The organism is Alsobacter sp. R-9 (assembly GCF_054612375.1).
In genome coordinates, this window is record NZ_JBTSWJ010000008.1 from 48,206 (window position 1) to 70,382 (window position 22,177).

General features: G+C 70.6%; 24 protein-coding genes and 1 pseudogene. 13 read left to right on the forward strand and 12 right to left on the reverse strand.

The features are described from left to right. The first annotated feature begins 173 nt into the window (after positions 1 to 173). From rpsF to rplI, 4 genes are all read left to right on the forward strand, one after another. Positions 174 to 662, forward strand: coding sequence for a 30S ribosomal protein S6 (gene rpsF, locus ACX9GQ_RS13910; protein WP_459630159.1), 489 nt, complete (start codon positions 174 to 176; stop codon positions 660 to 662). Continuing rightward, positions 662 to 901 (forward strand): 30S ribosomal protein S18, encoded by a 240-nt coding sequence (gene rpsR, locus ACX9GQ_RS13915; RefSeq protein WP_459630160.1) that lies wholly within the window; start codon positions 662 to 664, stop codon positions 899 to 901. Before rpsF ends, rpsR begins: the two co-directional genes overlap by 1 nt. A gap of 125 nt (positions 902 to 1,026) precedes the next feature. Further along, complete coding sequence (locus ACX9GQ_RS13920; protein ID WP_459630161.1) at positions 1,027 to 1,992, forward strand: DUF2232 domain-containing protein; 966 nt, start codon at positions 1,027 to 1,029, stop codon at positions 1,990 to 1,992. Positions 1,993 to 2,024: 32 nt separating this feature from the next. Continuing rightward, positions 2,025 to 2,588 (forward strand): 50S ribosomal protein L9, encoded by a 564-nt coding sequence (rplI, locus tag ACX9GQ_RS13925; protein ID WP_459630162.1) that lies wholly within the window; start codon positions 2,025 to 2,027, stop codon positions 2,586 to 2,588. Positions 2,589 to 2,745: 157 nt separating this feature from the next. On the opposite strand, the gene ACX9GQ_RS13930 is transcribed toward rplI, so the two are convergent. Beyond that, positions 2,746 to 3,189, reverse strand: a complete 444-nt coding sequence (locus tag ACX9GQ_RS13930; protein ID WP_459630163.1) for a PaaI family thioesterase — start codon at positions 3,187 to 3,189, stop codon at positions 2,746 to 2,748. Positions 3,190 to 3,270: 81 nt separating this feature from the next. On the opposite strand from ACX9GQ_RS13930, the gene ACX9GQ_RS13935 reads away from it, so the two are divergent. The 7 genes and pseudogenes from ACX9GQ_RS13935 to ACX9GQ_RS13965 all read left to right on the forward strand — a co-directional run bounded on the left by ACX9GQ_RS13935 (position 3,271) and on the right by ACX9GQ_RS13965 (position 9,792). Next, positions 3,271 to 4,080: an enoyl-CoA hydratase gene (locus ACX9GQ_RS13935; RefSeq protein WP_459630164.1), complete on the forward strand. Its 810-nt coding sequence runs from the start codon at positions 3,271 to 3,273 to the stop codon at positions 4,078 to 4,080. A gap of 155 nt (positions 4,081 to 4,235) precedes the next feature. Beyond that, positions 4,236 to 5,030 carry a molybdate ABC transporter substrate-binding protein gene (gene modA / locus ACX9GQ_RS13940; RefSeq protein ID WP_459630165.1) on the forward strand — a complete coding sequence of 265 codons (795 nt, stop codon included), beginning with the start codon at positions 4,236 to 4,238 and terminating at the stop codon, positions 5,028 to 5,030. A 10-nt stretch (positions 5,031 to 5,040) separates the two neighbouring features. Beyond that, positions 5,041 to 5,748, forward strand: a complete 708-nt coding sequence (gene modB, locus ACX9GQ_RS13945; protein ID WP_459630166.1) for a molybdate ABC transporter permease subunit — start codon at positions 5,041 to 5,043, stop codon at positions 5,746 to 5,748. A gap of 1 nt (position 5,749) precedes the next feature. After that, a pseudogene (gene modC / locus ACX9GQ_RS13950) lies at positions 5,750 to 6,400 on the forward strand (molybdenum ABC transporter ATP-binding protein); the annotation flags it as partial. Positions 6,401 to 6,494: 94 nt separating this feature from the next. Further along, on the forward strand, positions 6,495 to 7,082 hold the full coding sequence (locus tag ACX9GQ_RS13955) for a CoA-binding protein (protein ID WP_459630167.1): 588 nt from the start codon (positions 6,495 to 6,497) through the stop codon (positions 7,080 to 7,082). Positions 7,083 to 7,189: 107 nt separating this feature from the next. Continuing rightward, positions 7,190 to 8,476 (forward strand): O-acetylhomoserine aminocarboxypropyltransferase, encoded by a 1,287-nt coding sequence (locus ACX9GQ_RS13960; RefSeq protein ID WP_459630168.1) that lies wholly within the window; start codon positions 7,190 to 7,192, stop codon positions 8,474 to 8,476. A 98-nt stretch (positions 8,477 to 8,574) separates the two neighbouring features. Next, positions 8,575 to 9,792 carry a GNAT family N-acetyltransferase gene (locus ACX9GQ_RS13965; protein ID WP_459630169.1) on the forward strand — a complete coding sequence of 406 codons (1,218 nt, stop codon included), beginning with the start codon at positions 8,575 to 8,577 and terminating at the stop codon, positions 9,790 to 9,792. Here the strand turns inward: ACX9GQ_RS13965 and ACX9GQ_RS13970 are convergent. Next, positions 9,779 to 10,357, reverse strand: a complete 579-nt coding sequence (locus tag ACX9GQ_RS13970; protein WP_459630170.1) for a hypothetical protein — start codon at positions 10,355 to 10,357, stop codon at positions 9,779 to 9,781. The two genes, ACX9GQ_RS13965 and ACX9GQ_RS13970, sit on opposite strands and share 14 nt — an antisense overlap. Here ACX9GQ_RS13970 and ACX9GQ_RS13975 point away from each other — a divergent pair. Then, complete coding sequence (locus ACX9GQ_RS13975) at positions 10,347 to 10,811, forward strand: HIT family protein (RefSeq protein ID WP_459630171.1); 465 nt, start codon at positions 10,347 to 10,349, stop codon at positions 10,809 to 10,811. The genes ACX9GQ_RS13970 and ACX9GQ_RS13975 overlap by 11 nt on opposite strands. A gap of 7 nt (positions 10,812 to 10,818) precedes the next feature. On the opposite strand, the gene ACX9GQ_RS13980 is transcribed toward ACX9GQ_RS13975, so the two are convergent. The 6 genes from ACX9GQ_RS13980 to ACX9GQ_RS14005 form a co-directional block, all read right to left on the reverse strand. Next, positions 10,819 to 11,172: an AzlD domain-containing protein gene (locus ACX9GQ_RS13980; protein ID WP_459630172.1), complete on the reverse strand. Its 354-nt coding sequence runs from the start codon at positions 11,170 to 11,172 to the stop codon at positions 10,819 to 10,821. Beyond that, entirely contained in the window at positions 11,169 to 11,915 is a 747-nt protein-coding gene (locus tag ACX9GQ_RS13985) for an AzlC family ABC transporter permease (RefSeq protein WP_459630173.1), read from the reverse strand. The genes ACX9GQ_RS13980 and ACX9GQ_RS13985 overlap by 4 nt, the downstream gene beginning before the upstream one ends. A gap of 365 nt (positions 11,916 to 12,280) precedes the next feature. Next, on the reverse strand, positions 12,281 to 12,478 hold the full coding sequence (locus ACX9GQ_RS13990) for a hypothetical protein (RefSeq protein WP_459630174.1): 198 nt from the start codon (positions 12,476 to 12,478) through the stop codon (positions 12,281 to 12,283). Positions 12,479 to 12,574: 96 nt separating this feature from the next. Next, a complete protein-coding gene (clpA, locus tag ACX9GQ_RS13995; RefSeq protein WP_459630175.1) occupies positions 12,575 to 15,079 on the reverse strand; it encodes an ATP-dependent Clp protease ATP-binding subunit ClpA in 2,505 nt (834 codons plus the stop codon). Between the two features lie 12 nt (positions 15,080 to 15,091). Then, a complete protein-coding gene (clpS, locus tag ACX9GQ_RS14000; RefSeq protein ID WP_293865139.1) occupies positions 15,092 to 15,430 on the reverse strand; it encodes an ATP-dependent Clp protease adapter ClpS in 339 nt (112 codons plus the stop codon). Between the two features lie 372 nt (positions 15,431 to 15,802). After that, on the reverse strand, positions 15,803 to 16,147 hold the full coding sequence (locus tag ACX9GQ_RS14005) for a phasin family protein (RefSeq protein ID WP_459630176.1): 345 nt from the start codon (positions 16,145 to 16,147) through the stop codon (positions 15,803 to 15,805). Positions 16,148 to 16,476: 329 nt separating this feature from the next. On the opposite strand from ACX9GQ_RS14005, the gene ACX9GQ_RS14010 reads away from it, so the two are divergent. Next, positions 16,477 to 18,042 (forward strand): serine hydrolase, encoded by a 1,566-nt coding sequence (locus ACX9GQ_RS14010; RefSeq protein WP_459630177.1) that lies wholly within the window; start codon positions 16,477 to 16,479, stop codon positions 18,040 to 18,042. Positions 18,043 to 18,112: 70 nt separating this feature from the next. Here the strand turns inward: ACX9GQ_RS14010 and ACX9GQ_RS14015 are convergent, their stop codons facing one another. From ACX9GQ_RS14015 to ACX9GQ_RS14030, 4 genes are all read right to left on the reverse strand, one after another. Then, positions 18,113 to 18,820, reverse strand: coding sequence for a DnaJ domain-containing protein (locus ACX9GQ_RS14015; RefSeq protein ID WP_459630178.1), 708 nt, complete (start codon positions 18,818 to 18,820; stop codon positions 18,113 to 18,115). 7 nt (positions 18,821 to 18,827) lie between these two features. Continuing rightward, positions 18,828 to 19,571, reverse strand: coding sequence for a VWA domain-containing protein (locus ACX9GQ_RS14020; RefSeq protein WP_459630179.1), 744 nt, complete (start codon positions 19,569 to 19,571; stop codon positions 18,828 to 18,830). 93 nt (positions 19,572 to 19,664) lie between these two features. Then, the gene (locus ACX9GQ_RS14025; protein ID WP_459630180.1) at positions 19,665 to 20,102 is read right to left on the reverse strand and encodes a DUF1489 family protein; all 438 of its coding nucleotides are present in this window, start codon (positions 20,100 to 20,102) and stop codon (positions 19,665 to 19,667) included. Positions 20,103 to 20,175: 73 nt separating this feature from the next. Next, positions 20,176 to 22,134, reverse strand: a complete 1,959-nt coding sequence (locus ACX9GQ_RS14030; RefSeq protein ID WP_459630181.1) for an acetyl/propionyl/methylcrotonyl-CoA carboxylase subunit alpha — start codon at positions 22,132 to 22,134, stop codon at positions 20,176 to 20,178. Positions 22,135 to 22,177 lie beyond the last annotated feature (43 nt).

Genomic DNA, 22,177 nt, shown 5'->3' on the forward strand with positions numbered 1-22,177 from the left:
CGCGCTTCGCAGCGTCCGGCTGGGGGCTGAACGGAAGGGCGTGCGCGCCAGCGCATGCGGGATCCTTGGATCCGGCTTCCCGTGTCTCCGCCTTCGGAATGTTCGCTCGGGCCTTTCGCGCCCGAAGGGCTTCGCGCCGGATGGGATGCGAGTGTGAAACGAAAGGCCACGGAATGCCTCTCTACGAGCACGTGTACCTCGCCCGTCAGGACGTGACGGCGCAGCAGGTCGAGGCGATGACGGAACAGTTCAAGTCCGTCATCGAAGGGAACGGCGGCAAGGTCGAGAAGATCGAGTACTGGGGCGTCAAGTCCCTCGCCTTCCGCATCAAGAAGAACCGTAAGGCGCACTTCTCGCTGCTCAACATCAGCGCTCCGGCCGCGGCCGTGGCCGAGATGGAGCGCCAGATGCGCATCAACGAGGACATCCTCCGCTTCATGACCATCAAGGTCGAGGAGCTCGAGGAAGGCCCCTCCGCGATGATGCAGAAGCGCGACCGCGACGATCGCGACGACCGCGGTGACCGCGGCTTCGGCGGTGGCCGCGGCTTCGGCGGCGGCCGTCCCGGTGGCGGTGGTAACCGTTTCGGTGACCGTGATCGTGGTCCGCGTCCGGACCGTCCGCGTCGCGAGGACGCGCCTGCTGCCGAGGAGGCCTTCTGATGTCCGGTGGTGCCGCCCGTCGCCCGTTCTTCCGTCGCCGGAAGACCTGCCCCTTCTCCGGCCCGAACGCGCCGAAGATCGACTACAAGGACACGCGTCTGCTGTCGCGCTACATCTCCGAGCGCGGCAAGATCGTGCCGTCCCGCATCACGGCCGTGTCGGCCAAGAAGCAGCGCGAGCTGGCCCAGGCCATCAAGCGCGCCCGCTTCCTCGGCCTGCTGCCCTACGTGATCGCCTGATTCTCCTTGCGGGCCGCGTTCGCGCGGCCCGCATCTCCATCAAGTCGCCCGGCCCCGAGGCCGGGTTGGTTGGAGAGGGCGAGCCCCTCCCCTAACCGCTCGTTTCGACGCGGGACAGCTGGACGATGCAATCCTTCATCGGCATAGGCGCAGCCGCCGGCCTCGTGGCCGCCCTTCTGTTCGCGGTGATCACCACCGGGAACGTGCTCGCCCTGTTGCTCTACTTCGTCGCCCCGCTGCCGATCCTGCTCGCCGCCCTCGGCTGGAACCACAGGGCCGGGCTCGTCGCGACCGCTGTCGGCGCCGCCGCCGTGTTCCTCGTGTTCCGTTTCTCCGCGTCCATGGTGTTCGCGGTGTCCGTGGCGCTGCCGGCGTGGTGGTACGCCTACCTCCTCCTGCTCGCACGGACCAACGAGGACGGCTCGGTCGAGTGGTTCCCCCTCGGCAAGGTGCTGCTCTGGATGGCCGCCATTTCGGCGGGCCTCACCATCGTCGGCGCCTTCATGCTCGGCGACAGCTACGACGCCTTTGTGCGCTCCTTCGAGCGGGCCGTCACGCTGATCGAGCAGATCAACCCGAACAGCTTCGAGGGCGTCGCGCCCGACGCCCGGCAGGCCAGCATCCGCCAGATGGCGGAGTTGTTCGCCGTGGCCGCGCCGCCCATCAGCGCGGCGGTGGGGGTCGGCTTCGCCGTTCTCCTCGCCTATGTGGCCGGACGCATCACCGCCGCCTCCGGGCGCCTGCCGCGCCCCTGGCCGGACGTCGCGGCGGCGGAGCTTCCGCAGGCCGCGCTGCTCGGTCTCCTCGCCGCGCTGGCGGCGGCCGCCGTCCTGCGCGGGTTCGCAGGGGTCTTCGCCCTCTCCATCGCCGCGGCTTTGGCCATGGCGTTCTGCATGCAGGGACTCGCCGTCATCCACGTGCTGACCCGCGGCGTCGCCGGGCGGGGCTCCATCCTCGCCGTCCTCTACATCGTCTTCGTCCTTCTGCCCGGCTGGCCGGCGGTGCTGTCCGCCCTGGTCGGGATCGCCGACACGATCTTCGGCCTGCGGGCGCGCCGGATGGCGCGGCCGGGGCCGCCGACCCTCACCTGAAACCGATTCCCACCTTTCGAAGGAGCACCACCATGGAAATCATTCTTCTCGAGCGCGTCGCCAAGCTCGGCCAGATGGGCGACGTCGTCCGCGTCAAGGACGGCTTCGCCCGCAACTTCCTGCTGCCGCGCGGCAAGGCGCTCCGCGCCACCGCCGCCAACCGCAGCCGCTTCGAGGAGCAGCGCGCGCAACTCGAGGCCCGCAACCTGACGGCGAAGTCCGAGGCGCAGAAGGTCGGGGAGAAGCTCGACGGCCAGAGCTTCACCCTCATCCGCCAGGCCGGCGAGATGGGCCAGCTCTACGGCTCGGTCTCGACCCGCGACCTCGCCGACATCCTCTCGGCCGCCGGCTTCAGCGTCGCCCGTCAGCAGATCGTCCTCAATGCCCCGATCAAGACGATCGGCCTCCACGCCGTGCCGGTGCACCTGCACGGCGAGGTCGAGGTCAACGTCACGATCAACGTCGCCCGCAGCCCCGAGGAGGCCGAGCGCCAGGCCCGCGGCGAGAGCGTTCTGGCCCGCGAGGAGACCAACATCGACGACCTCGGCCTCGAGGTCGGCGCGGCTCTAGCGGACGCCGAGGGCGACGAGCGCTGAGCGCGCGCCGGGCCTGCCCGGTTCGCGCCACCAAACGCCGCGCGCCGGGCCTGCCCGGTTCGCGCCGCTCAGGATCGCGACGGAACGTCGGAACAACGAAGGAGCGGGCGCGAGCCCGCTCCTTCTTGTTTCCGGGGAGAGCGAGCTCGCCGCCCTTTCAGCGGTCCGGCAGCGAATAGGTGCCGGTCGCGTGCGCGACGGCGGGACCGCCGAGTTCGGAGAGGATCGTCACCTCCCCCATTGCGAGCCGCTTGCCGAGCTTGAGCAGCCGGCACTCGCCCCACAGCGGCCCGGCCGCGGGCTTGCGCAGGAAGTTGATGGTGAGCGACGTCGTCACCGCCAGCGCGACGGGGCCGATGGCCCCCAGCACGGCGGCGTACAGGGCTAGGTCGGCGAGCGTGAACATCGTCGGCCCGGAGATCGTGCCGCCCGGTCGCAGCTGGCTTTCGTGGTAGTCGATCCGCAACCGGGACGTCCCGTGGCCCAGCTGCTCGACATGCCAGATCGTCCCGTGGACGTAGATCTGCGGGAACTCCCGGGCGAAGAACGCCTCCAGTTCCGCCTCGCTCATCGCCCGCTGTCCGGTGGACGGCTGCCCCATGCCCGGTGCCTCCTTTTGTTCCGGGCGGGGCATCGCATATCATCCCCGTCGCCCGCAACGGCGCCGATGCCCGGAGACCGCATGTCTGCCCAGCCCGAACCCACGCCGCCCGTCCTGCTGCGCGACGACCGCGATGGCATCGCCGTCCTCACGCTCAATCGGCCGGCGGCGCGCAACGCGCTGTCGGGCGAGCTGATCGATGCGCTGGCGGCAGAGTTCGGGGCGATCGCGGACGACTCCGGCGTCCGGGTCGTCATTGTCGCCGCATCCGGCCCCGTCTTCTGCCCCGGCCACGACCTCAAGGAGATGACGGCGCTCCGCGCGGCGCCCGACAAGGGCCTTGCCGCCTACCGAGACGTCTTCGGCCGCTGCGCCGCGATGATGCAGTCCATCGTCCGCCTGCCGCAGCCGGTGATCGCGGCCGTGGAGGGCACTGCGCTCGCCGCCGGCTGCCAGCTCGTGGCGAGCTGCGACCTCGCCGTCGCGGGCGAGGCCGCCCGCTTCGGCACGCCGGGCGTGCACATCGGCCTGTTCTGCTCGACGCCGATGGTGGCGCTGTCCCGCAACGTCGCGCCCAAGCACGCCATGCAGATGCTGCTGACGGGGGAACCCGTCGACGCGCAGGAGGCGTGGCGCATGGGCCTCGTCAACCGCGTCGTCGAGGCCGGCGGGGCGCTGGATGAGGCCCGGCGCATGGCCACCGTGATCGCGTCGAAGGCCCCGGCCGTCCTGCGGATCGGCAAGCGCGCCTTCTACGAGCAGGCGGAGATGACGCTCGCCGACGCCTACGCCTATACGGCCGAGGTCATGGTGGAGAACATGCTCCACCGCGACGCGGTCGAGGGGATCGGCGCGTTCGTCGACAAGCGCAAGCCCGTCTGGAGCGACTGAGCGCCTGCCGCGGCCGACAGCCCTTGACCGGAGGGCGCCCGGGACGCGACAACAGCATCGACGTTCGCCGGTGGGCGTCGTCGACCACGCTCCGGCGGGAGCTCCCTCCCTGATCGACGCCCGTTCCCTCGCGGACGCGCCGTGGAGCCGACCCCATGCCGAACCGTCGTTCCCTGCTGTCCCTGGCCGCAGCGGCCTTCGCGGCGCTCCTGCCGTTTCCTGCCGCGCATGCCGTGGACCGGCCCCTCGCCGTCTATGCGGCCGCCAGCCTGTCGACCGCGCTGGAAGGCATCGCCGCCGACTGGAAAGCCAGGACCGGCAAGGGCGTGACCCTGTCCTTCGCCGCCAGTTCCGCCGTTGCCCGCCAGGTCGAGCAGGGTGCGCCCGCCGACCTCGTGCTGACGGCGGACATCGACTGGATGGACTGGATGCAGCAGCGCGGCCTCGTGCGCGCCGACAGCCGCGTGACGCTGCTCGGCAACACGCTCGTGCTCGTCGCGCCGGCGGACAAGGAGACGCACGTCGCCATCGGCCCCGGCTTTGCGCTTGCCCAGGCGCTCGGCGACGGACGCCTCGCCATGGCCGACGTCACCGCCGTCCCCGCCGGCCGCTACGGACGCGCGGCGCTGGAGACGCTGGGCGTGTGGTCTTCCGTCGCCAACCGCGTGGTGCAGGCGGAGAACGTGCGCGCCGCGCTGCTCTTCGTGGCCCGGGGCGAGGCGCCGCTCGGCATCGTCTACCGGACGGACGCTTCGCCCGAGCCGCGCGTGCGCATCGTCGGCACCTTCCCCGAGACCAGCCATCCGCCGATCCTCTACCCCATGGCCGCCGTCTCGGCCTCGCGCCATCCGGACGCCGCCGCCTTCGCCGAGTTCCTGCGGGGCCCGCGGGCGAAAGCGCGGTTCGAGGCCGAAGGATTCTCGGTGGTCGCCGCCCTCCCCTCGAACTGACCCATCCTCCGTGCCGTCATTCCTCACCGACTGGCTGACGCCCGACGAGGCCACGGCCCTGCTGCTGAGCCTGAAGATCGCCTTCTGGGCGACGGTCTGGAGCCTGCCGCCGGGGATCGCGGTCGCGTATGCGCTGGCGCGCGGACGGTTCTGGGGGCGCAGCCTGCTCAACGGCGTGGTGCACCTCCCGCTGGTGCTCCCGCCGGTGGTGACGGGCTACCTCCTGCTCGTGGCCTTCGGCCGCAAGGGCGTTGCGGGGCAGGCGCTGGAGGCCTGCTGCGGCATCGTCTTCTCCTTCCGCTGGACGGGCGCGGCGCTCGCGGCGGCCGTGATGGCCTTCCCGCTGCTGGTGCGCGCGGTGCGGCTCTCCATCGAGGCGGTCGACCGGCGCCTCGAGCAGGCAGCCTCGACGCTCGGCGCGCCGCCGTGGTGGGTCTTCGCCTCGATCACGCTGCCGCTCGCCCTTCCGGGCGTGATGGCTGGGGCGGTCCTCGCCTTCGCCAAGGCGCTGGGGGAGTTCGGCGCCACGATTACCTTCGTCTCCAACATCCCGGGCGAGACGCGGACGATCGCCGCCGCGATCTACACCTACACGCAGGTGCCCGGCGGCGACGGGCCGGCGATGCGCCTCGTCGTCGTCGCCGTGATCGTGTCGATGGCGGCGCTGGTCCTCTCGGAGTGGCTCGCGCGCCGCGTCGGCCGGCCGGCCGGGGCGTGAGATGGAGGGACTTGTCGTCGACATCCGCGTGCGTCGGGACAGCTTCAGCCTCGATGCCCGCTTCGAGACCCACCGGCGGGTGGTCGCGCTGTTCGGGCCGTCCGGGGCCGGCAAGAGCACCCTCGTGCACGCGGTCGCAGGGCTCGTGAGGCCGGACGAGGGCACGATCCGCGTCGCCGGCACGACCCTCTTCGACAGCGCCGCCGGCATCGACGTCCCCGTCCACCGCCGGCGGATCGGCTACGTCTTCCAGGACGCGCGGCTGTTTCCCCACCTCTCCGTCCGCGCCAATCTGCTGTACGGCCACCGCCTCGCGCCGCGGACCGAGCGCGCCGCCGGGCTCGACTCGGTCGTCGCGATGCTGGGCATCGGGGACCTGCTCGGCCGGCAACCGGACACGCTCTCCGGCGGCGAGCGCCAGCGTGTCGCGATCGGTCGGGCGCTCCTCGCCGCTCCCCGGCTCCTGCTCATGGACGAACCCCTCGCTTCCCTCGACGCGGCCCGAAAGGACGAGATCCTGCCGTGGCTGGAGCGCCTCCGCGACGAGACGGCCCTGCCCATCGTGTATGTCAGCCACGCGCGCGACGAGGTGAACCGCCTCGCCGAGGAGGTCGTGATGCTCGAGGAGGGCCGGGTCGCGGCGGTGACGCCGGTGCCGATCTGACGGCGTGACCGTCTGGCGCCCCGGCGGTCGCCCGCTCCTCCCGCATTGCTCCGCGCCCGCCGCTTCTGTAGCGTCCGCCGCCATGACAGAGAGCCCTGCCCCCGCCTTCGATCCGGCCCGCCACGACAGCTACCCGGACGACCTGATCCGCGCGATCCTGCGCGGCACGAAGACCATCGCGCTCGTCGGCGCGTCGGCGAACCCGGCGCGGCCGAGCTGGATCGTCGTGAAGTACCTCTCCGAGCGCGGCTACACCGTGCACCCCGTGAATCCCGGCCTCGCCGGCCAGGAGATTCTCGGCCTTCCCGTCTACGGACGCCTCTCGGATGTGCCCGGGCCGCTCGACATGGTCGAGATCTTCCGCAACTCGGAGGCGGCGGGGCCGATCGTCGACGAGGCGCTGGCGCTCGACCCGCTGCCCAAGGTCATCTGGATGCAGCTCTCCGTCCGCAACGACGCCGCCGCGGCGCGGGCCGAGGCGCGGGGCGTCACCGTGATCATGAACCGCTGCCCGAAGATCGAGTATGGCCGCCTCTCAGGCGAGATCGGCTGGCAGGGCATCAACTCGCGCATCCTCTCGGCCAAGAAGCCGCTGATGAGCGAGAAAGGCGTGCAGAAACGTTCCATCGGGCTGGCGCCCGGCGCGAACCCGTTCGGCACGCGGCGATGAGGGCAGGCGCCACGCCGGGTTGACGCCCGGCGAAGCGTTCGACATAAAGAACAATATCTCCGTCTCAGCGGACAACCTCCGCAGGACCTGACAAGCGAGGACACGCCATGACCGCCCCGACCACTCCCGGCTTCGCCACCCTCGCGATCCATGCCGGCGCGCAGCCCGACCCGGCGACGGGGGCTCGCGCCACGCCGATCTACCAGACGACGTCCTTCGTGTTCGACGACGTCGACCATGCCGCGTCGCTGTTCGGGCTGCAGGCCTTCGGCAACATCTACACCCGCATCGGCAACCCGACGGTGGCGGTGCTGGAGGAGCGCATCGCCGCGCTCGAGGGCGGAACCGCGGCGCTCGGCGTCGCCTCCGGCCACGCGGCCGAGTTCCTGTGCTTCCACACGCTGCTGCAGCCGGGCGACGAGTTCATCGCCTCCAAGAAGCTCTATGGCGGCTCGATCAACCAGTTCAACCACAGCTACAAGAACTTCGACTGGCGGGTGAAGTGGGCCGACCCGGACGACCTCTCGACCTTCGAGGCGGCAGTGTCGGACAAGACGAAGGCCATCTTCATCGAGTCGATCGCCAATCCCGGCGGCGTCGTGACGGACATCGAGGCGATCGCGAAGATCGCCCACAAGGCCGGCGTGCCGCTGATCGTCGACAACACGATGGCGACCCCCTACCTCATCCGCCCGTTCGAGCACGGCGCGGACATCGTCGTGCACTCGGCGACGAAGTTCCTCGGCGGCCACGGCAACTCCATCGGCGGCCTGATCGTCGACGGCGGCCGCTTCGACTGGATGAAGTCCGGCCGCTACCCGATGCTCTCGCAGCCCCGCCCCGAATACGGCGGCATGGTGCTCGGCGAGACCTTCGGCAACTTCGGCTTCGCCATCGCCTGCCGCGTGCTCGGCCTGCGCGACCTCGGCCCGGCGCTGTCGCCGTTCAACGCCTTCATGATCCTGACCGGCATCGAGACGCTGCCGCTGCGCATGCAGCGCCACTCCGACAACGCGCTCGCGGTGGCGAAGCATCTCGCGGGCCATCCCGGCGTCAGCTGGGTGAGCTATCCTGGCCTCGAGGGCGACAAGTACAACGCGCTGGCGAAGCGCTATAGCCCGAAGGGCGCAGGCGCCGTGTTCACGTTCGGCGTGAAGGGCGGCTACGAGGCCGGCGTGAAGCTCGTTTCCAACCTCAAGCTCTTCTCGCACCTTGCCAACATCGGCGATACGCGCTCGCTGGTCATCCACCCGGCCTCCACCACCCACCGGCAGCTGACGCCCGAGCAGCTGGTCCAGGCCGGCGCCGGCCCGGACGTGGTGCGCCTGTCGATCGGCCTCGAGGACCCGGCGGACCTGATCGCCGACCTTGACGAGGCACTGGCCTCGGCCTGACCGCGCCGCCCGGCCTCCGCCGGGCCATGCCCTGCCGGCACGGCCGCTGCCCTTTGGCGGCGGCTTGCCGCCGGGCAGTCCGCCGCTAGGTTGGCGGCATGGCTCCAGCCGACCTGCGCGTCACCGTCGCCTCCTCACTCTCCGCCGTCGATCCGGCGGCGTGGGACGCCTGCGCCAACCCGCCGGCCGCGCCAGGCGCCGTTGAATCGGTTTCCGAAGGACCTGAATCGGCGTCTCAGCCGGACACGGACAACCCCTTCATACGCCACGCCTTCCTGCTGGCGCTGGAGGAGTCCGGGTCGGCCGTCCCGCGCACCGGATGGGGCGCCGCCCACGTGCTGGTCGAGGGCCCCGGAGGCGAGTTGCTGGCCTGCGCGCCGGCCTACCTGAAGTCCCACTCGCAGGGCGAATACGTCTTCGACCACGGCTGGGCCGACGCCTACGAGCGGGCCGGCGGGCGCTACTATCCCAAGCTGCAGGTCAGCGTGCCGTTCACCCCGGCGACCGGACGCCGGCTGCTGGTGCGCCCCGGCCCCCGGGCAGCGGAGGCCCGGGCGACGCTGGTCGCGGGCCTGCGGGCCCTGCGGCAGGAGGCGGGCGCCTCCTCGATCCACGCCACCTTCCTGCCCCGCGACGAATGGGAGACGCTCGGCGCCGCCGGATTCCTGCAGCGCACCGACCAGCAGTTCCATTGGCTGAACGCCGGGTACGACAGCTACGACGCCTTCCTCGCAGAGCTCGCCTCTCGCAAGCGCAAGGCGCTCAAGCGCGAGCGTCGCGAGGCGGTGGAGAACGGGATCGTCATCGAGCAGCTGACCGGTCCGGCCATCACCGAGGAGGCCTGGGACGCCTTCTGGACGTTCTACATGGACACCGGCTCGCGCAAATGGGGCCGCCCCTACCTGACGCGCGCCTTCTTCCGGATCGTCGGCGAGCGCATGGCCGACCGCATCCTGCTCGTGATGGCGCGGCGGGCCGGGCGCTACGTCGCCGGCGCCATCAACTTCATCGGCGCCAACGCCCTCTATGGCCGCAACTGGGGTTGCATCGAGCAGCACCCCTTCCTGCACTTCGAGGTCTGCTACCATCAGGCCATCGACTTCGCGATCGCCCGCAAGCTGGCGCGAGTCGAGGCCGGGGCCCAGGGCGAGCACAAGCTGGCGCGCGGCTACCGGCCGGTGACGACCTATTCCGCCCACGACATCCCGGACCCGGCCCTGCGCCGCGCCGTGGCGCACTACCTCGAGCGCGAGCGCGCCCACGTCGAGGCCGTGCACGAGGAACTGGAGGAAATGGCGCCGTTCAGGAAGGGCTGACGGCGGGTGCGATCCCGGGCGCCGGAGCCTCGCGCGATCCCGCCACGATCAGGTCGCGCACGGCCTTCGCATTCGGGATGTTGAACAGCGTCGGCCGCCGCCACAGGAGGGGGAACACCATCTCCTCGGCGCTCGCCTGCATCCTGTGGTCGCGGAAGATGACGGAGCCTCGTCCGTCCGGCCCCTCCTCCACCTCGACCCGGCCGACGTCGGACAGCGGCACCGTCGTGACCTGCCGGTTCTCGATGATCATCACCTGGTTGTGGGTGAGCGCGTAGACCGTGTGCCGAAGCCGGTACGCCCGCAGCCAGGGATAGGCCGGCCCGACCACGGCGGCGGCGCCCAGCACCGCGAGCCCCGCGATCTTCAGCATCGGCGGGCCGTTGAAGTAGATGATCACCGCCATCCAGATGACGGTGAAGCCGGCCAGGACGCCGGCGTAGATCATCCGCTCGCGCCCCCCGAGCGCGAACGTCACCTCGGCCAGCGGGCGGGCGGCCCACTTGATCCGGTCGGTCGGCTTCAGGTAGCCGTTGAAGGCCACCGCGGCATCCATGTCGATCATTCTCGCAGCCCCCCAGCGGAGACGGACCGTGACCGAAGCCTACGACCCCTCGAACGTCTTCGCCAAGATTTTGCGTGACGAGCTGCCTTGCGAAAAAGTCTATGAGGACGACGCGACGCTCGCCTTCATGGACATCATGCCCAGGGCCGACGGCCACGTCCTCGTGATCCCGAAGGCGCCGGCGCGCAACATCCTCGACATCGCCCCCGACGATCTCGCCCGCCTCGCGCGGTCCGTCCAGACCGTCGCGAAGGCCGTGAAGGCCGGCATGGGCGCGGACGGCCTGACCATCCAGCAGTTCAACGAGAGTGCGGGCGGACAGGTTGTCTTCCACATCCACGTCCACATCCTGCCGCGCTGGAGCGGCGTGGCGCTGCGGCCCCACACCGGCGCCATGGAAAAGCCGGACGTGCTCAAGCTCCACGCCGACAAGATCCGCGCAGCCCTGCGCTGAGCGCGGTTCAGCCCTGCCACCACACGGTCGCCACCAGCACGGCCTCCCCGGCGATCACACCCGCGATGAGGTTGCGGCGCGTGGCCATGAACACTGCCGCCGCCACGGCGATGGCGCCGAGTCGGCCGAGGAGCGGCACCGCCGCGAGCGCGCCACTCGGCGCCAGCAACAGCTTCACCACCACGGCGCAGAGCAGCGCCGTCGCGACCAGCCGGACCCATTCGATGATCGGCGACGTCTCGGAAAGCCCCCGCGACAGGACCACGGCGAGCAGCCGCCAGACCTCGCTCGGCAGGAAGCCGAAGACGATCAGCGCGACATAGGGCCAGAACGGCACCTGCTGGAGCGCCTCGAGCGTCATGCCACCCGCCTCCGGTCCCACCACCGCCCCAGCACGAAGGCCGCCGTGCCGCCGATGAGGCCGACCGCGAGCAAATCGAAGCTGTCACCCGTCACCTTGGCGACGACGGGCTCCAGCAGGAAGCCGAGCGACACCGCGAACCAGTCGGCGGCCCGCCGCGCGCCGCCCGCGACCGACAGCGTGAAGAAGATCGGCGTCAGGAACAGCAACCCCGCCGCGAGCGGCGTCGGGAACGCTCCCATCATGTAGTAGCCCGCCGCCGTCGACGCCGCCGAGAGGAGGAGGCAGGCGTGGGCGAAGCCGAAATAGAACGGCGTGCGCCCCTGTTGTGGGAGCTCCGGCAGGCGCCGCAGGCTCTCGCTCCACACCGTCACCGCGACGAAATGGGCCGCATAGGCCTGCCGCACGATCCCATCTCCGGGTCTCCGCACCATGGGCAGGATCGCCATCGTCATCGGCAGGAAACGGATCGACGAGAAGCAGACGGCGGCGGCGACGGCGAGCGGCGCCATGCCGGCCGCAAGTCCGCCGTAGAAGATGACCTGTGCGGGCCCGGCCCAGATCAGCAGCGTGGAGAGCGTCGCGGCGCCCACGGGATGCCCGGCGTCGCGGGCAAGGCTGCCGACGCCCACGAGCGCCAGCGCCACCGTCCACGCGGGAAACGACAGCGCCGCGAGGACGCCGCGCAAGAACCAGCGGGCATCGGAGAGGGGTTCGTCGGTCTGTTGGCCCGCTTCGCGCATCAGTGGCTCAGTCCGTGGCCCGCGTGCGAGGGACGTCGAGCGAAGCGTGCGCGAATTCGGTCCGGCTCCGCGAAAGCCCTTCGCCCGACCGCCCCTCATCCGCTCCTGCGGGGCACCTTCTGCCCGTCGCACGGCGAGAAGGGCGAGCCGCACGAGGCCGCAGGGTCACGAAGCGGAGGTCGTAAGGAGACATTCGGGCGAGCCGTCGGGGACCTGATCCCTTCTCCCCGTCCGGAGAGACGGTGGCGCGCAAGCGCCGAACTTGCCCGGGGCGTGCTCCGGAAGATGCCGGTGCCGGCTTCGGCCCGTTCCCAATCGCCGGATGAGGGGTCAACCGTCCATCATGGAGCGCAGATGCCGGCATGTCACGGCGGAGCAGGTCCGCCGCGGTCCTTGCCGGTGATGATGCCGATGAGCGGGGTGCCCTTCACCTGTTCGGAGACCTGGAGCCAGGCCCACCAGAGCATCACGCCGATCATCGGCACGACGATCCAGCCGATGACCTCTTCCATGCGCTCGCGGCGCTTGCGGCGCTGCCGCCGTTCCTCGAACCAGGACGCCACGCCCCCTCCGTCAGCCCATTCCGCCTGCCGTGACCATCGTTTGGCATGGACACGGCCGGCGTGCAATCGGCAGGGCGCCGCGAGGCGCCCGGGCGATCAGCCCTTCACCAGCGGTACCTTGGGGACGGTGCGGACGGGCGGCTTGCCCGGCCCCTTGCCGCCGCCACCGGGGCCTTCGCCGGACGGCCCCTTGGCGCGCGCGGCCTTGCGGGCGGCCGCGGCCTTGCGGGCCGAGGCGGAGCGCTTCTCGCGCTGCTTGCGCGCCTCCTCCACGTCCTTCTCGGGCTTCGGCGTGATCGGCCCGGCCGGGAATTCGAAGGCGAGGTGCTTCCTGCCCTTCTCCTCGCCCACGATCACGCGGACCGCCCCGCCGTCCTTCAGCTTGCCGAACAGCACTTCGTCGGCGAGCGGCGTCTTGATGGTCGTCTGGATGAGGCGGGCCATGGGCCGGGCGCCCATCGTCTCGTCGTAGCCGTTCTCGACAAGCCACTCGCGCGCCTCGTCGGACAGTTCGATCGTGACGTTGCGGTCTGCGAGCTGCGCCTCGAGCTGCATGACGAACTTGTCGACGACCTTGGCCACCACCTCCTTCGGCAGCTGGCCGAACGAGATGATCGCGTCGAGGCGGTTGCGGAATTCCGGCGCGAAGAGGCGGTTGATCGCCTCGTTGTCGTCGCCCTCGCGCCGCGAGCGCGTGAAGCCGAAGGCCGGCTTGGCGAGGTCGGCCGCGCCCGCATTCGTCGTCATGATCAGAATGACGTTGCGGAAGTCGACCTGCTTGCCGTTGTGGTCGGTCAGCTTCCCGTGATCCATGATCTGCAGGAGGATGTTGAAGAGGTCCGGGTGGGCCTTCTCGATCTCGTCCAGCAGCAGGACGCAGTGCGGGTGCTGGTCGACGCCGTCGGTCAGCAGGCCGCCCTGGTCGAAGCCCACGTAGCCGGGCGGCGCGCCGATGAGGCGGCTCACCGTGTGGCGCTCCATGTACTCCGACATGTCGAAGCGGATGAGCTCGACGCCGAGGCTCTTGGAGAGCTGGCGGGCGACCTCCGTCTTGCCGACGCCGGTCGGGCCCGCGAAGAGGTAGTTGCCGATCGGCTTCTCCGGATCACGCAGGCCGGCACGGGCGAGCTTGATCGCCGATGTGAGCGCCGTGATCGCCGCATCCTGCCCGTAGACGACGCGCTTCAGCGTCTCGTCGAGGCCCTTCAGCACCTCCGCGTCGTCCTTGGAGACCGTCTTCGGCGGGATGCGCGCCATGGTGGCGATGGCCGCCTCGATCTCCTTGACGCCGATCGTCTTCTTGCGCCGGGTCTCAGGCAGCAGCATCTGCGACGCGCCGGTCTCGTCGATCACGTCGATCGCCTTGTCCGGCAGCTTGCGGTCGTGGATGTAGCGCGCCGAGAGCTCGACCGCCGCCTTGATGGCGTCGTTCGTGTAGCGGATGCGGTGGAAGTCCTCGAAATAGGGCTTCAGGCCCTTCAGGATCTCGATGGCGTCCGGCACCGACGGCTCGTTGACGTCGATCTTCTGGAACCGGCGCACGAGCGCGCGGTCCTTCTCGAAGTACTGGCGGTACTCCTTGTAGGTCGTCGAGCCGATGCAGCGCAGCGTGCCCTGGGCGAGCGCCGGCTTCAGCAGGTTCGAGGCGTCCATGGCGCCGCCCGACGTCGCTCCCGCACCGATGACGGTGTGGATCTCGTCGATGAACATGATCGCCTTGGGGTGGCTCTCGATCTCCTTCATCACCTGCTTGAGGCGCTCCTCGAAGTCGCCGCGGTAGCGGGTGCCGGCGAGCAGCGTGCCCATGTCGAGGGCGAAGACGGTGGCATCGGCCAGCACGTCGGGCACCTCGCCGGTGACGATCTTGCGCGCCAGGCCCTCGGCGATGGCGGTCTTGCCCACGCCAGGCTCGCCCACCAGCAGCGGGTTGTTCTTCTGCCGGCGGCAGAGCACCTGGATGGTGCGCTGCACCTCGGGCTCGCGCCCGATTAGCGGGTCGATCCGGCCCTCGCGGGCCCGCTTGTTGAGGTTGACGCAGTAGGCGTCGAGCGCCTCGCCCTTCTTCTTGGCGTTGCCGCCCTCCTCCTGCGAGGACGACGAGCTGCGGTCACCACCCTGCTCTTCCTCGGCACCGCGCGGAGAGCGGGATTCGGACATGCCGGCGCGCTTGGCGATGCCGTGGGAGATGTAGTTCACGGCGTCGTAGCGCGTCATGTCCTGCTCCTGCAGGAAATACGCGGCGTGGCTCTCGCGCTCGGCGAAGATCGCCACGAGGACGTTGGCGCCCGTCACCTCCTCGCGGCCGGACGACTGCACGTGGATGACCGCGCGCTGGATGACGCGCTGGAACCCCGCCGTCGGCTTGCTGTCGTCGCCGCCGTCGGTGATCAGGTTCGACAGTTCGCTGTCGACATACTCGGTGAGGTTGCGGCGCAGGGCCTCGAGGTCGACGTTGCAGGCCCGCATGACGGCCGCCGCGTCCTGATCGTCGATCAGCGCGAGGAGCAGGTGCTCGAGTGTCGCATACTCGTGGTGCCGGTCGTTGGCCAAGGCCAGCGCCCGGTGGAGAGCCTGCTCGAGATTGCGCGAGAAGGACGGCATTCGGTCAGCCTTTCACTTCTTTTCCATGACGCACTGCAGGGGGTGCTGGTGCTTGCGGGCAAAGTCCATCACCAGCGTCACCTTGGTCTCCGCGACCTCGTAGGTGAAGACGCCGCACTCGCCGACGCCGTGCTGGTGGACGTGGAGCATGATGCGGGTGGCCTCGTCCGCATCCTTGTTGAAGAAGCGCTGCAGCACGTGGACGACGAACTCCATCGGCGTGTAGTCGTCGTTCAGGAGCAGCACGCGGTACATGTTCGGGCGCTTCGTCCGCGTCCGGGTCTGCGTGATGACGGCGGTCCCCGAGCCGTTGTCGCCCGGCCTCACGGGCCCGCGCCGGCGTTCGGCCATGCGGGCGGGAACCGGGGCCGCCTGCGGGCGAGCAGAGTCCGCCGTTGCGGAGCCGGCGCGCCGTGTGCGGTCGCGGACCGCGGGAAGCTTCGATGTCAGGTCCATATCGATCGGCGCAACTCGTTGACGGGCGGCGGGGTGCCAACGAGAGGGAACGCACGCCGGTTCCGTCGCCACGACCCCGTTAATCTAGACCTGCGATCGCTGCTTCGCCAGACGGCAACGGGCCGGGACGGAAGGACGGATCGGCGCAGGGCCGGAGAACGAAAAAAGGGCCCGGCACGAGGCCGGACCCATCTCATATAGTCACTGCGGACGTCGCGAACAGGTCGCCGTCCCGCGATGCCATGGCGGCCATGCGGCCGCCGCGGATCACTTCGTGGCGGCAGCCTGGGCCTTGGCGACGAGAGCCTCGTACGGCTTCACCGTCTCCTTGGCGAGGTTCGTGTAGAGCTCGCCGACCTTCGACGCGTAGGCGACGAAGCTCTCGTAGGCGGCCTTCACGTAGTCCGACTGGATCTCGACGGCCTTGTCGAGCGTCTTGGCGGCCGCGAGCTTCTCGGCGACGGCCGAGCCCTGCTCGAACGCCTTCTTGGAATAGTCGGCGAACTCGGTCGCGATCGCCTGCACGCCCTTGGAGGTCGCGCCGAAGCTCTTCACGGCGAGATCGACGTTGTCCTTCGCCAGCTTCTGGAAGTCCTCGAACTGCGCAGCCATGGTACACCTCTTTCATGGCGGACCGCCCTGTGCGGTCCGTTCCGTTTGGGAGGGGCCGCACCTCCGGCAGTTACGCGCCGTTCGACCCCGTTGCGGTCGTTATATGTGCACTGCACAATGAATGTCAACGACGTTGTTGCACTGCACCATCGGCCCTTTGGCGCCCTCCGCGCCACGGTTGCTGCAACCCGCCTTAACCACCGGGTAACCGCAACTCTTTAGCGTCGCTCCCTGTGCTGCCGATGCGACACCGGGCTCCGGGACGGTCCGGCGTCGGCTCGGCGGCAACGGTCCGGGTGGGTCGGGCCGGGTTTGTTCGGGGATTCTGAATGCTCTACAGCCGCGAGTTCGGGAGGCGCTGCACGGCGCTCGCCTCCATCGCCGTCACTGCGACCGTCATCCTGGTCTCGGTGGCCGGACCGGCGGAAGCCCGCCGTCGCTCCGTCGCCAAGGGCGGCGGCTACAACCCGCCCTACGCGGCCATGGTGGTCGACGCCAAGACCGGCCGCGTGCTGCACGCGACCAACGAGGACGCCACCCGGCATCCGGCCTCCGTCACCAAGGTCATGACCCTCTATCTGCTGTTCGAGCAGATGGAGCGCGGCCGGTTCAACCTGAACTCGGAACTCAAGATCTCGGCGTTCGCCGCCCGTCAGGCGCCGTCGAAGCTCGGCCTGCGCCCCGGCGAGACGATCGAGGTCGAGGACGCCATCAAGGCGCTCGTGACGAAGTCGGCCAACGACATCGCGGTCGCCGTCGCCGAGAACATCGCCGGGTCCGAGGAGGCCTTCGCCGAGCAGATGACGCGTAAGGCGCGCCAACTCGGCATGAACCGCACGGTCTACAAGAACGCATCCGGCCTGCCCGACCCGGGCCAGATCACGACGGCGCGCGACCTGATCACCCTCGGCCGCGCGATGCAGGACCGGTTCCCGAAGTACTACCACTACTTCTCGCTGCCGGGCTTCACCTACGCCGGCCGCTACCACCGCAACCACAACCGTCTGCTCTCGCGCGTCGAGGGCATGGACGGCATCAAGACCGGCTACACCCGGATGTCGGGGTTCAACCTCCTGACGTCCGTGCGCACGGATGGCCGCCACATCGTCGCCGTCGTCCTCGGTGGCCGCTCCGCCGCGGCCCGCGACAACCAGATGGCCTCGCTGCTGCACCAGGGCATCGAGCGCGCCTATGCCGGCGCCCGCACAGCCCCGCAGGTCGGCGAGGGAGCCGCCCCGGCCGTCGCCGCCGCCGAGCCGCGCGTGCGGGTCGCGTCCGCCGATGACGAGACGCCGGTCACCACTGCCGCCGTGCGCCCCACCGCCGCGGTCGCGACGCCCGCGCCGACCGCCGCTCCGGCCCCCGCCGCGACGCCGAAGCCCGCGGTCGCCATGGCTCCGCCACCGGCCGCTGCCCCGAAGACGATCGAGCTCTCCGCCGCGCGCCCCGTGGTGGCTTCGGCCGCCGGCGCCACCACCACGACACCCTCCTCCGCCAGCCCGGCCACGGGCAGCAACGGCATGCGCTGGGTGGTCGGCGCCCAGCCGAAGGCCGAGGAGACGAAGGTCGCCCGCGCCGAGCCCACCAGGGCCGAGCCGGCCCGCCCCGAGCCCAAGGCCGAGGCTCGCTCCTCGATCCCGAAGTCGGCGATGAGCGGCTGGCTGATCCAGCTCGGCGCCACCGACGACGAGGCGAAGGCCAAGGAAATCCTGTCGAAAGCGCGCAGCCAGAACCGCTCGCTCGCCAAGGCCGACGCCTTCACCGAGAAGGTCTCGAAGGGCGGCTCCACCCTCTACCGGGCCCGCTTCTCGGGCTTCGACGAGGACGACGCCCAGTCTGCCTGCAAGGCGCTGAAGCGCTCGGGCTTCGCTTGCTTCGCCATCCGCGGGGGCTGACCCGCGGCGGCGGGGCCGTCCCCGCCGAGACCTGAACGCCTTTGTTTTTGCCGGACTTGCGCGTGGAGTATCAGCGATGCCGGTTCAAGAGGACGTCCTTGGCCTGGTTCACGCGGGTGGCGAGATACGTCGACCCCCCGTGGTCGGGATGCAGTTTCTTCATGAGCGAGCGGTGCGCACGGCGGATGTCCTCCTCCCCCGCGCCCGGCTGAAGGCCCAGGATCTCGTAGGCTTCCTGCTCGGACAGCGCGCTCCCGCGCTGCGGCGCCGCCCCCGCGTCCGCGTCCGCGTCTGCTGCTTTACGCCGGCCGGGAAACCGGCGGTCGACATAAGCCTCTAGCAGCCGCTCGCCCTCGGGGTCGGACGCACGGCACTGCGCGGCGAGGTCGGCAAGATCCCCCTCGGTCAGGCTGTCGAGCGCCCTGCCTTCGAACGGGCCCGCCAGCACGGCGCCGGTCAGCGCCCCGGTATCGTGCTCGAGTTCCATCTCGATCAGCGCCGAGCGCACCCGCGAGCGCATCCCGGGCGAGCCCTGCGTGCGCTGGCCCCACCCGGGCATCGAGAATCCCTGCAGGTCCAGCAGGTAGGCGCCCAGGAACCCGACCGGGATGGCGGCGTCCACGCGCCCCCTGAAGAGGAGGAACGCCGCCGCCCCCAGCGCGGCGATGCCCCCGATGCGCTTCATGTTGCGGGCGATGAGGGAGGGATTGGTCTTGGTGTAGCTCTTGAGGAGCCACCAGATGAGGCCAACGGCCACCAGTCCTGCCAGAAAGGTCAAGGTCCCCTCACGAGATCTGGCCGAGGAGCGCCTGCGCCCCCGCGCCGTCCCGGCGTGCGAGCGCCTCGAGCGAAGCGCGCCCTCCGGCTGCGTACGCCGCCGCGGCGCGCAGAAGCGCGGCCAGTTCGGCACCCGCGCCTGCCCCGAACCGGGCATAGGCTCCGCCGGTGATCCGCGCAACCTCGCGGAAAGCGGTGTCCGCCGCCCCGTCCCGGCCTTCCTGGAACATGAAGGCCTTGACGCCGAGCAGGCGCAGTTCTCCCGCGACGGCACAGACGTCGTCGAGCTTCTCCTCCATCGCGTCGCCGACGAAGACGAGCGCACGCACAGGCGTGCGCCGCGTCTCGTCGCGAACGTGTTCCAGCACGCGCCGGATCTGCGTGTGCCCGCCGCGGCAGGAGATTTGCGTCATCAGGTCGGTCAGCCCGCGGGCGTCGGACACCCAGCGGGACGCGCGGCACTCGGCGAAGCCGCGGAAGAAGCACAACTGGACGTCGAGGCCGCCCACGGACGCCGCCGCCTCGAACATCTGAGCCTGCTGCCGGCAGGCGAGGTCCCACGTGGGCTGGCGGCTCATGGTGGCGTCGAGCGCGAAGACGAGGCGCCCGCGCTGTCCCGCCGCGCCGGGCGCCAGCGCCTTCGTAGTGGCGATGAACGCGTCGATCGCGCCGCGGTCCGACACCGGCGCAGGCGTCGACGCGCCGCCGGCGGCGCCCGTCCGCGTCACGTCCTTCCGGGTGTCGTTCGCCATGCCTGCTCCGTCCTCCCGGCTAATGTGGCCGGGCGAACGGCGAATGCAACCGGTTGCGCAGGCGCGTCGGAACCGGCACGGCTTCGCCCTGGGTCAGAGTAGACCCAGTTCGGCCAGTTCGCGCCGCAGTGCTTCCGGCATGGCCGCCGTTCCGGCACCGCCGGCGCCGAGGTCCTTCGGCGCCGTGTCGGCCGGCAGGTAGCGCCAGCCCTGGAACGGCCGGCAGGGACGCGGAACCACGGGGATCACCTTCGGCTCCAGCACGAGGTGGCACCGCCCGATGCCTTCCCCGTCGGTGAAGGGCCGGATGTCGACGAGGCGCTGCCGGCAGGCGACCTGGCCCTTGATCACCCAGTAGAGCGAGCCCCCGTCGAGGATCTCGTCGATCTTCTTGGGCACCATCCGCGTCGTGTGGATCTGCTCCTCCGGCTTCCCGAGCCGGCGCCACAGCGCCATCGTCTCCTCGATCCAGCCTTCGAGATCGGCGATCGAGTCGCAGCCAACGCAGAGCTTGAGGAGGTGCAGGGCCATGGTCTCCTCGTAATCCGCCGTGACAGGCCCGACAACGGACCTCGCCAGCGGCCTGTGGACAAGCCCCCGCGGATCAGCCGGCAGCGTCCCCGATCACCAGGATCCGGGCGCCCTCCCCGACCTGCTGTCCGGGCTCCACGGCCACCTCGGCCACCACGCCCGCGCGCGGGGCCAGGAGACTGTGCTCCATCTTCATGGCCTCGACGATGGCCAGCCGCTGGCCCTTCTCGACGCTCTCGCCGGCTGCGACGAACACCGCCACGACCTTGCCATGCATCGGCGCCTTCACGAGCCCGCCGCCGTCGGCGGCGTCGAGCGACTGGGCGAGCGGGTCGAACAGTGCCACCCGCGTCTGCCGCGCGTCGGCGAGAACGATCAGGTCGCTGCCCGCCGGAACGACGGTCAGGTCGTGGTCGCCGGGCGGCACCGGCTGGCCCGGAATCTCGACCGTCGCCCCCTCCGAGTCGAAGCCGAGGAGCACGTCGAGCCGCTCTCCTTCGACAACGAGGGGCAGCACCGCCTGCCGGGGGCCGGCCAGCTGGAAGCCGTCGGCGACATCCCAGGGATCGTTCGCCGAGCCGGCCGCCGGGCGGATGCGTGCCTGCTCGGCCGCGACGAGGGCCAGCGCCCCCGCCGCCACCGCGCGCGGATCGACCGGCCGCGGCACGGCGCCGAGCGATTCGAGATGGCGGTCGATGAACCCGGTGTCAAAGCGTCCGGCGCGGAAGTCGGGCGCGTCAGCCAGCGCCTGCAGGAAGGCCAGGTTGGTGCGCGGGCCCGCCGCCAGCGTGGCGCCGAGCGCTGCCGACAGCCGATCAAGGGCCTCGTCTCGCGTCTCGCCGTGGGCGATGACCTTGGCGATCATCGGGTCGTAGAACGGGGTGACCTCGCCCCCCTCCTCGACGCCCGTGTCGATGCGGATGCCCTCCCCCTCCGGGAAGCGCAGGGCCCACAGGCGACCGGTGGACGGCAGGAAGCCGTGCTCCGGATCCTCGGCGTAGAGCCGGGCCTCGACGGCATGGCCGCCGATGACGAGGTCGCCCTGCGCGAAGGGCAGCTTTTCGCCGGCCGCCACCTGGAACTGCAACTCGACGAGGTCGAGTCCGGTAATCGCCTCGGTGACCGGATGCTCGACCTGCAGGCGGGTGTTCATCTCCATGAAGAAGAAGCCGTCCGGCCGCAGCCCCTGCGATCCGTCGGCGATGAACTCGACCGTCCCGGCCCCCACGTAGCCCACGGCCCGCGCCGCCTCGACGGCGGCCTTGCCCATCGCGGCCCGCACCGCCTCGGGCATGCCCGGCGCCGGCGCCTCCTCGATGACCTTCTGGTGGCGGCGCTGCAACGAGCAGTCGCGTTCGAACAGATGCACCACGTTACCGTGCGCGTCTGCGAAGACCTGGATCTCGACGTGCCGGGGCGAGCGGACATAGCGCTCCACAAGCACGCGCGGGTCGCCGAACGCGTTCGACGCCTCGCGCTGCGCGCCCTGCAGAGCCTCCTCGAAGTCGATCAGCCGGTCGACGCGGCGCATGCCCTTGCCGCCGCCGCCGGCCACGGCCTTGATCAGCACGGGGAAGCCGATGTTGGCGGCCCGCTCGCGCAGGAACGCCGGGTCCTGCTTGGGCCCGTGGTAGCCCGGCACCACCGGCACGCCGGCCCGCTCGACCAGCGACTTCGCCGCGTCCTTGAGCCCCATGGCGCGGATGGCCGATGCCGGCGGTCCGACGAAGACGACACCTGCCGCGGCGCAGGCCTCGGCGAACTCGGCGTTCTCCGACAGGAACCCGTAGCCGGGGTGGATGCATTGCGCCCCGGTCGCCCGGGCCACCTCAAGGATCCTCTCGCCGACGAGGTAGCTCTCCCGCGCCGGCGCCGGCCCGATGAGGTGGGCCTCGTCGGCCTCGCGCACGAAGAGCGCGTCCGCATCCGCCTCGGAATGAACCGCGATCGTCCGCAGCCCCAGCCGGCGCGCCGTGCGGATCACCCGGCAGGCGATTTCGCCGCGGTTGGCGATGAGGACGGACGAGAACATGCGGTGCGGTTCCTCGGATGGGGTCGGTGTCAGGTGAGCGTGA